Annotated in this window: 6 protein-coding genes and 1 rRNA gene; 2 read left to right on the top strand and 5 right to left on the bottom strand. The window is 75.1% G+C overall.

What is annotated here, in order from left to right; all coding sequences use genetic code 11:
- Positions 1 to 186: 186 nt before the first annotated feature.
- Positions 187 to 303 (top strand): 5S ribosomal RNA (gene rrf, locus ACZ402_RS16050).
- 191 nt (positions 304 to 494) lie between these two features.
- Here the strand turns inward: rrf and ACZ402_RS16045 are convergent.
- From ACZ402_RS16045 to ACZ402_RS16025, 5 genes are all read right to left on the bottom strand, one after another.
- Complete coding sequence (locus ACZ402_RS16045) at positions 495 to 1,466, bottom strand: alpha/beta hydrolase (protein WP_375826109.1); 972 nt, start codon at positions 1,464 to 1,466, stop codon at positions 495 to 497.
- Positions 1,463 to 2,422, bottom strand: coding sequence for a zinc-binding dehydrogenase (locus ACZ402_RS16040; RefSeq protein WP_375826108.1), 960 nt, complete (start codon positions 2,420 to 2,422; stop codon positions 1,463 to 1,465). The genes ACZ402_RS16045 and ACZ402_RS16040 overlap by 4 nt, the downstream gene beginning before the upstream one ends.
- Positions 2,423 to 2,498: 76 nt before the next feature.
- Positions 2,499 to 3,209 carry a maleylpyruvate isomerase N-terminal domain-containing protein gene (locus ACZ402_RS16035; RefSeq protein WP_375826107.1) on the bottom strand — a complete coding sequence of 237 codons (711 nt, stop codon included), beginning with the start codon at positions 3,207 to 3,209 and terminating at the stop codon, positions 2,499 to 2,501.
- A 61-nt stretch (positions 3,210 to 3,270) separates the two neighbouring features.
- The gene (metX, locus tag ACZ402_RS16030; protein WP_375826106.1) at positions 3,271 to 4,530 is read right to left on the bottom strand and encodes a homoserine O-acetyltransferase MetX; all 1,260 of its coding nucleotides are present in this window, start codon (positions 4,528 to 4,530) and stop codon (positions 3,271 to 3,273) included.
- Between the two features lie 101 nt (positions 4,531 to 4,631).
- Entirely contained in the window at positions 4,632 to 5,969 is a 1,338-nt protein-coding gene (locus ACZ402_RS16025; RefSeq protein ID WP_375826105.1) for a bifunctional o-acetylhomoserine/o-acetylserine sulfhydrylase, read from the bottom strand.
- Between the two features lie 375 nt (positions 5,970 to 6,344).
- Here ACZ402_RS16025 and ACZ402_RS16020 point away from each other — a divergent pair, with 375 nt between their 5' ends.
- Positions 6,345 to 7,763 (top strand): C40 family peptidase, encoded by a 1,419-nt coding sequence (locus tag ACZ402_RS16020; RefSeq protein ID WP_375826104.1) that lies wholly within the window; start codon positions 6,345 to 6,347, stop codon positions 7,761 to 7,763.
- Positions 7,764 to 7,783: the final 20 nt, after the last annotated feature.

Genomic DNA, 7,783 nt, shown 5'->3' with positions numbered 1-7,783 from the left:
CAGAACACTGGGTCGATAGGCCGGACGTGGAAGCGGGGACGAAAGACCCGTGCAGCTGACCGGTACTAATCAGCCGACAACTTCAACACCAACACATTTTGCTACGCGTCCACTGTGCGGTTCCCGAACCACCAACACCACACCCCACACACGGGGTGCCCAGTGTTGACAAAGGTTCCATAGAGTTACGGCGGTCACAGCGAAGGGGAAACGCCCGGTCCCATACCGAACCCGGAAGCTAAGCCCTTCAGCGCCGATGGTACTGCCCTGGAGACGGGGTGGGAGAGTAGGACGCCGCCGGACAACCCTTCACCGAAGGCCCACCCCACACGGGGTGGGCCTTCGGCATTTCCGCATACCCTCACTCAGGTACCTCTCGCCGCCGAGATAGTGCCGCGGTCGCGCGAGGTAGAGCCGCGGTCGGCCGAGGTAGAGCCCTGGTCCGCCGAGGTAGAGGCGTGGTTCCTGGGCTGGACGGCGTGTGGCCGTCGACGTCAGGCCCAGCCGTAGGCTGCTGACCAGCGGACGATCTCCGCGAAGAACCGGGCCCGCGGTTCGGGGGCGGAGAGCGAGAGGTCGTGCATCCCGCCGGGGATCCGGACGAGGGTGACGACCCGCCCCAGGTGCGCCGCGCGGCGCGCGAGGGGCTCGACGTCGAGCACGATGTCAGCGGAGCGCATGTCCTCGGACCAGCGGGTGCTGAAGAGCGACCTCTCGGCGAGGAGCACGAGCACGGGGCAGTCGATGGCGAGCCCCGCCGCGACGCGGGCATGGCCGGAGATGATCGCGCGGAGCCAGCCGGCGCGGACGGGGAACGACGGGACGGGCCGCCAGGCGTCGTCGATCACCCAGGCGCCGTCGTCGCGGTCGCGCAACGTCCGCGCGTAGTACCCGGGGTCTACGTTCGGCAGCGGGGTGCGCGGCTGGAAGCGCGCGAGCTGACGGATCGCCGGGCCCGAGACGGTCCGGGCGACGGACGACCCCTGGAGCTCGAGCCACGGGCTGTTGAGCACGAGCCCGCGGACGGCGCCCGGGTGCCGGTGCGCCCAGAGGGCCGCGACGAGCCCTCCGGTGGAGTGGCCCATGAGCATGATCGCGACGTGCGCGCCGAGGTCCCCGCGGACGACGTCGAGCGCGGCCGCGATGTCGGGGTCGTAGTCGACGAGGTGCTCGACGTACCCCGGCGTCTGGTGCGGGCGCAAGCTTCGCCCGTACTTGCGCAGGTCCAGGGCGTAGAACGCGGCGCCCAGGCCGTGCCACGTCTCGGCGAGCTCGGTCTGGAAGAAGTAGTCGCTCCAGCCGTGGACGTACAGCACGGCGCGCGCGGGGCGGACCGGCTCCTGCGTCTCGGGTGCGTGCCGCACGACGGTGACGACGACCTCGCCCTCGTCGTCGGGCTCCAGCTCGACCGTGCGCTGCTCGTACCCGGCTCCGAGGACGTCCGGGCGCCACGCGGTCGACGTCACGGCGTGAGCACCACCTTGCCGAAGTGGTCGCCGGTCGCGAGGCGCGCGAGCCCGTCGCGGGCGCGCGCCAGGGGGAGCACCTGGTCGACGACGGGGCGCACCTCGCTGCGGGCGAGGAACCGCAGCAGCGCGGCGAGGTCGTCGCGCGACCCCATCGTCACGCCCTGGATGCGGATCTCGTGGAAGAAGACGCGCGTGAGCTCCGCGGGCGACGCGTCGCCGCTGGTCGCCCCCGCGACGACGACGGTCCCGCCCGGGCGCACCGAGCGCAGCGAGTGGCCCCAGGTCGCCCGGCCGACGGTCTCGACGACGACGTCGACCGGTGCGGGGAGCCGGGCGCCGGGCTCGAACGTCGCAGCGGCCCCGAGCCCTGCTGCCCTGGCGCGCTTGCCGGCGGAGCGGGACGTCACCCACGTCTCGAGCCCGGCGGCCGCGCCGAGGGCGACCGCCGCCGTCGCGACGCCACCGCCGGCGCCCTGGACGAGGACGCGGTCGCCGGGGGCGGCGCCGCCGGCGGTGAACAGCATCCGGTAGGCGGTGAGCCACGCCGTGGGGACGCACGCGGCCTCGACGAAGGTCAGCTCCGGCGGCTTGGGGACGAGGTTGTGCGTCGGGACGGCGACGCGCTCGGCGAGCGTGCCGGGGTACCGCTCGGAGAGCAGCGACCGCCGCTCCGTCGGACCGACGCCGTGCCCGTCCGCCCCGACCACCGCGTGCACCACGACCTCGGTGCCGTCCGGCGTGACGCCCGCGGCGTCCGTCCCGAGGATCATGGGGAGCCGGTCGGCGGGCAGCCCGACGCCGCGCAGCGACCAGAGGTCGTGGTGGTTGAGCGACGCGGCGCGCACGTCCACGGTCGTCCAGTGCTCGCGGGCGTCGGGTTCGGGGCGCTCCCCGACGACCAGCCCGGCCAGGGGGTCGTCGGGGTCGAGGTGGTCGGCGTAGGCGGCAAGCATGCCCCCAACCTACGGTCCGGCCCGCGCCGCAACCACGGGAGGCTGCGTGCCGCGCGTCACCCCACCGGGGGAGCGGTCAGAGGAGCGGGAGCATCCGGCCGAGGTCGGGCACCGCCTCGGAGGTGTGCACGGGCTCCAGGGCGCGCGCGAGCTCGTCGACGTCGTAGGGGACGCGGCCGCACGCGACCCGCAGCCAGAGGCGGGCGTCGTGCACCTCGAGCGCCCAGCCGCCGCGCGTGACGACGACGCGCAGCAGCTCGGCCGCGACGGCGTCGAGCGCGGCACGGTCCACGGGGTCGGCGGGGACGCCGGGGAACGTGCGGGCGAGGTCGTCGGCGTGCACGACGAGCTCGAGGACGCGTGAGCGCACCATGTCGAGGAGCGTGATGGGTCCCCGTCGCGCCTGCACGACGCTCTCGTCGGCGAGCTCGTCGAGGCGTGCGAAGCCCGCGGCGGCGAAGGCCTCGACGTGCCCGAGGCGGTCGTCGGCGATCTGCTCGTCGAGGGCGCGCGTCGCGTGCTCGATCTCCTCCGCCCGCTCCGGGTACGTGCCGAGGTACTCCGCGAGCGTGAGGGGGACGGTCCCGGCGGGCACCGGCCCGCACAGCGCGAGGGTCTCCATGACCCGGCCGAGATGGGTGACGAGCTCGCCGACGGTCCAGCCGTCGAGCACGCTCTCCCGGCCGGCGTCGCGGTCCAGCTCGTCCCCGAGGTCGCGCAGCCACCGGTCGAGCCGGTCCCACTGGGCGCGCAGGTGCTGGGCTGCCTCGGTCACGTCGCTGTCCATCTCCTCATCGTGCCAGGACGGCGTGGGCACGCCCGCCACGGCACCGTCCCGTGGACAGGTCTCAGTCGCGGACGCCGGCCCGTTCCCCGAGGAAGTCGGCGACGATCGGGCCGAGCTGGTCGAACTCGATGAGGAACCCGTCGTGCCCGAAGTCGCTCGTGAGCGTCCGCATCGGGTCGGCCCCCGGGATCCCGGCCGCGATGCGTGCGCAGTCCGCGGGGAGGAAGAGCCGGTCGGTGTCGACCGCGACGACGAGCGCGTGCGCCGTGACCTGGGCGAGCGCCGCCTCGACGCCGCCGCGGTCGCGCCCCAGGTCGTGCGTGAGCATCGACTCCGTGAGCACGACGTACGAGTTGGCGTCGAAGCGCCGCGCGAGCTTGTCGCCGTGGTGGTCGAGGTACGACTGCACGGCGTAGCGCCCGTCGGTGAACGGGTCCTCGCCGCCCTGCGGGAGGCGCCCGAACCGGTCGTCGAGCTCGCGCGCGGACCGGTAGGTCGCGTGCGCGATCTGCCGGGCGATGCCGAGGCCGACGTGCGGGCCCTCGCCGTCCGCGGCGTCGTAGTAGTCGCCGCCGCGGAATCCGGGGTCGGCGCGGACGGCCCCGAGCTGGGGGTGCGCCCACGCGATCTGGTCGCCGGTGGTCTGCGCGTTCGTGGCGATCGCCGCGAGCGAGACGACGTCGATCCCGGCCTCGGGGCCGAGGAGGGCCCACTCGAGGACGCGGTGCCCGCCCATCGACGCGCCGACGACGAACGCCCACGACGAGATGCCGAGCGACCGCGCGAGCTCGATCTCGACGGCGACCTGGTCGCGGGTCGTGACGCGCGGGAAGCGGCTGCCCCAGGGGAGCCCGTCGGGCGCGGTGGACGCCGGGCCCGTGGTGCCCTGGCACCCGCCGAGCACGTTGGGCGCGACGACGAACCAGCGGTCGGTGTCGATCGGCGCGCCGGGTCCGACGAGCGACTCCCACCAGCCCGCGGTGGCGTGGCCCTCGCCCGCGGGGCCGCTGACGTGGGAGTCGCCGGTGAGGGCGTGCAGGACGAGGACGGCGTTCGACCCGTCCGGTGCGAGCGTGCCCCACGTCTCGTACGCGACGCGGACGTCGGGCAGGCGGGCGCCGGACTCGAGGTCGAACGTGCCGACGTCGGCGAAGCGCCGTCGCCCGGCCGGGTCGCCCTCGCGCCACGCTCCCGTCGCCGGGACCGGAGCCTTCACCCGGGCGCGCGACGGCGCGACCCCGTGCCCCGCCGCGGCGTCCGCGCGGGGACCGCGCCGGCCGTCGGGGGCGGAGGGGAGGAGGTCGTCGTTCACAGGGCTCACCGTCGGCCACTGTACGGCCGGGGCGCGCAGGGCGCCCCGGCTGTCCAGATCCGTCATCGCAGTCCTCGTCGTCGTTCTGCCGCGCGTGCGGGCGTCGTCGCTCAGGCGCCCAGCGACGACTTGGCGGCCGTGAACCCGAGCTCGAGGTCGGCGAGGATGTCGTCGACGTGCTCGATGCCGACGGAGAGGCGGACGAGGCCCGGCGTCACGCCGGACTGCGCCTGCTCCTCGGGCGTGAGCTGGCTGTGCGTCGTCGACGCGGGGTGGATGACGAGCGAGCGCACGTCGCCGATGTTGGCGACGTTGGAGTGGAGCTGCAGCGCGGAGACGAACGCCTGCCCGGCCTCGCTGCCGCCGTCGAGCTCGAACGCGAGGACCGCGCCCGCGCCGCGCGGCAGGTACTTCTGCGCGGCGGCGTGCCACGGGCTCGAGGCGAGCCCGGCGTAGTGCACGGTGCGGACGTCGTCGCGCGCCTCGAGCCACTCCGCGACCTTCTGCGCGTTCGCCACGTGGCGCTCGACGCGCAGCGAGAGCGTCTCGATGCCCTGCGCGATGAGGAACGCGTTGAACGGGGAGATCGCGGACCCCAGGTCGCGCAGGAGCTGGACCCGGGCCTTGAGCACGTAGGCGAGGTTCGCGCCGAGGATGCCGTCCACGCCCAGGTCGCGCGCGTAGACGAGGCCGTTGTACGACGGGTCGGGCGTGTTGAAGTTCGCGAAGCGCTCGGGGTGGGCCGCGTAGTCGAAGGTGCCGCCGTCGACGATCACGCCGCCGATCGCGGAGCCGTGGCCGCCCAGGTACTTCGTGGCGGAGTGCACGACGACGTCCGCCCCGTGCTCGAGCGGGCGCAGCAGGTAGGGGGTCGCGACCGTGTTGTCCACGACCAGCGGGACGCCCACCTCGTGCGCGACCGTCGCGACGGCCTCGATGTCGAGGACGTCGGCCTGCGGGTTGGGGATCGTCTCGCCGAAGAACAGCTTGGTGTTCGGGCGCACCGCGTAGCGCCAGGCCTGCGGGTCGTGCGGGTCGGCCACGAACGTCGTCTCGACGCCGAGCTTGGCGAGCGAGTACTGCAGCAGGTTGTAGGTGCCGCCGTAGAGGCTCGGGGACGCGACGACGTGGTCGCCCGCCTCGGCGACGTTGAGGATCGCGAACGTCGTCGCGGCCTGCCCGGACGCGAGGAGGAGCGCGCCGACGCCGCCCTCGAGCGAGGCGATGCGGTTCTCGACGACCTCCTGGGTCGGGTTGCCGATGCGCGTGTAGATGGGGCCGAGGTCCTTGAGCGCGAAGCGGTCGGCGGCCACGGACGCGTCGGGGAAGACGAACGACGTCGTCTGGTAGATGGGCAGCGCGCGGGCCCCGGTCGTCGGGTCGGCGGTCTGGCCGGCGTGGACCTGGCGCGTCTCGAAGGACCAGGCGGGGGCGTTCTCGGTGCTCATGGTGCTCTCCTGCGGGTGGTGGGGGTGGGGAAGACGTCGGCGCGGCGCGCCGGGCGGGGGCCACGGGGACGAGAGGGCGGGAGGCCGGCCGTCGACCGCGGCGGGGGGCGCACACGGGACGGGATCGCCACGGCGAGGACGTCGTCGACGACGGCTCGCGGGCAGGCGAACGTGTGCTGGGGTCAGCGACACATTCGACGGGACATGCTGGCGAGGCTAGGCGGGATCCTCGCCGTCCGACAGGGGGGTCTCGCGATGCGAGACCACATCCTGAGAAGAAGCACGGCGCTCCGATGGCGCATCGCGGACCTTCTGGGCAGACTCGTGCGGGTGCTGTCAACGGGACACGCCGCGCGACCGGTCGAAGGAGGAGCGATGGACGACGTGACGTCGGCGCCCGCCGCCCGGACCGAGTCCCTCGGGGGAGCGCGGCGACGCTCGACCGGGCCCCGACGCCTCGCCTCCGCGGCTTCGGCAGGCCTGCTCGCGCTCGTGCTCGGCGTCGGGCTCGCGCCCTCCGCGTCGTCCGACCCGCCGTCCGACGACGACGTCCGCGCCGCGCGCGAGGCCGCGGAGGGCGCGGCCCGGGACGTCGCGACGGTCGAGAGCGAGCTCGCGTCGCTGCGGGACCGGCAGTCCACCGCCGAGGCGGCGGTCGAGACCGCGGCGGAGGAGTACGCGGCCGCGCAGGACGCGCTCGCCGCGGCCGACGCGGAGGTCCGCGACGCGCAGGAGGCGCTCACGACGGCCCGGACGGGCGAGACGGACGCCCGCGCCGCCGTGGGCGCGCTCTTCCGCGCGTCGCGGCAGGGCTCCGCCGACCTCGACGCGCTGCGCGCCGTCCTGGACGCGGACGGCGTGGGCCAGGTCGTCGAGCGGGAGAACGCCGAGCGCGTCGCCGGCCGCACCGCGGGTCGTGCCGTCGACGCGCACGCGACGGCGCGCGCCGTGGCCGACACCGCCCGTGCCCGTGCCGACGCGGCGCTCGCGCACCAGGGCGAGGTCGAGGACCGCGCACGGGACGCGCTCGCCGCCGCCCAGGTCTCGTCCGACGCGCTCGCCGACGCCGTGCAGGAGTCCGCGACCCGCCGCGAGGCGCTCCTCGCCGAGCTCGCCCGCGCGCGCGCCACGAGCGTCGACGTCGAGCGTCAGCGCCAGGACGCCCTCGACGCGCAGGCCGCGAGCGAGCGCGAGGCCGCCGCCCGGGCCCGCGTCGAGGCCCCGGCGACGGGGACGTCGTCGGGCACGCCCGCGGCGCCCCTGACGAGCAGCCCCGCACCCGCGAACCCGGCGCCCGACCCTGCACCCGCGCCGCCCCCGGCCCCGGACCCCGCACCTGCGCCGAACCCGGCACCCGCACCGACGCCCGCGCCGGCCCCCGACCCGCCGCCGGTCGTCACGCCGCCCCCGGGCACCGGTGTGGGCAGCGCCGCGCAGGGCCAGGCCGCGGTCGCGTGGGCGCGCACCAAGATCGGCGCCCCGTACGTGTTCGGCGGCACCGGGCCGGGGTATGACTGCTCGGGCCTCACGTCACGCGCCTGGGCCGCGGCGGGCGTCGACATCACGCGCACGTCGCGGTCGCAGTACCAGCGCGTGCAGAAGATCTCCTACGACCAGCTCCGGCCGGGCGACCTGATCTTCTACGCCGACGACACGTCGAACCCGTCGACCATCCGCCACGTCGCCATGTACACCGGCAACGGCATGATGATCGAGGCCCGCCAGCCCGGCAGCCCCGTGCACGAGGTGGCGATGCGCTGGGCCGACGCGATGCCCTACGCGGGCCGCCCCTGACGCACGACCTGGGTCGCGCA

It is taken from the genome of Cellulosimicrobium sp. NPDC030954 (assembly GCF_055571305.1).
This window is presented reverse-complemented; position numbering and strand designations above follow the sequence as displayed.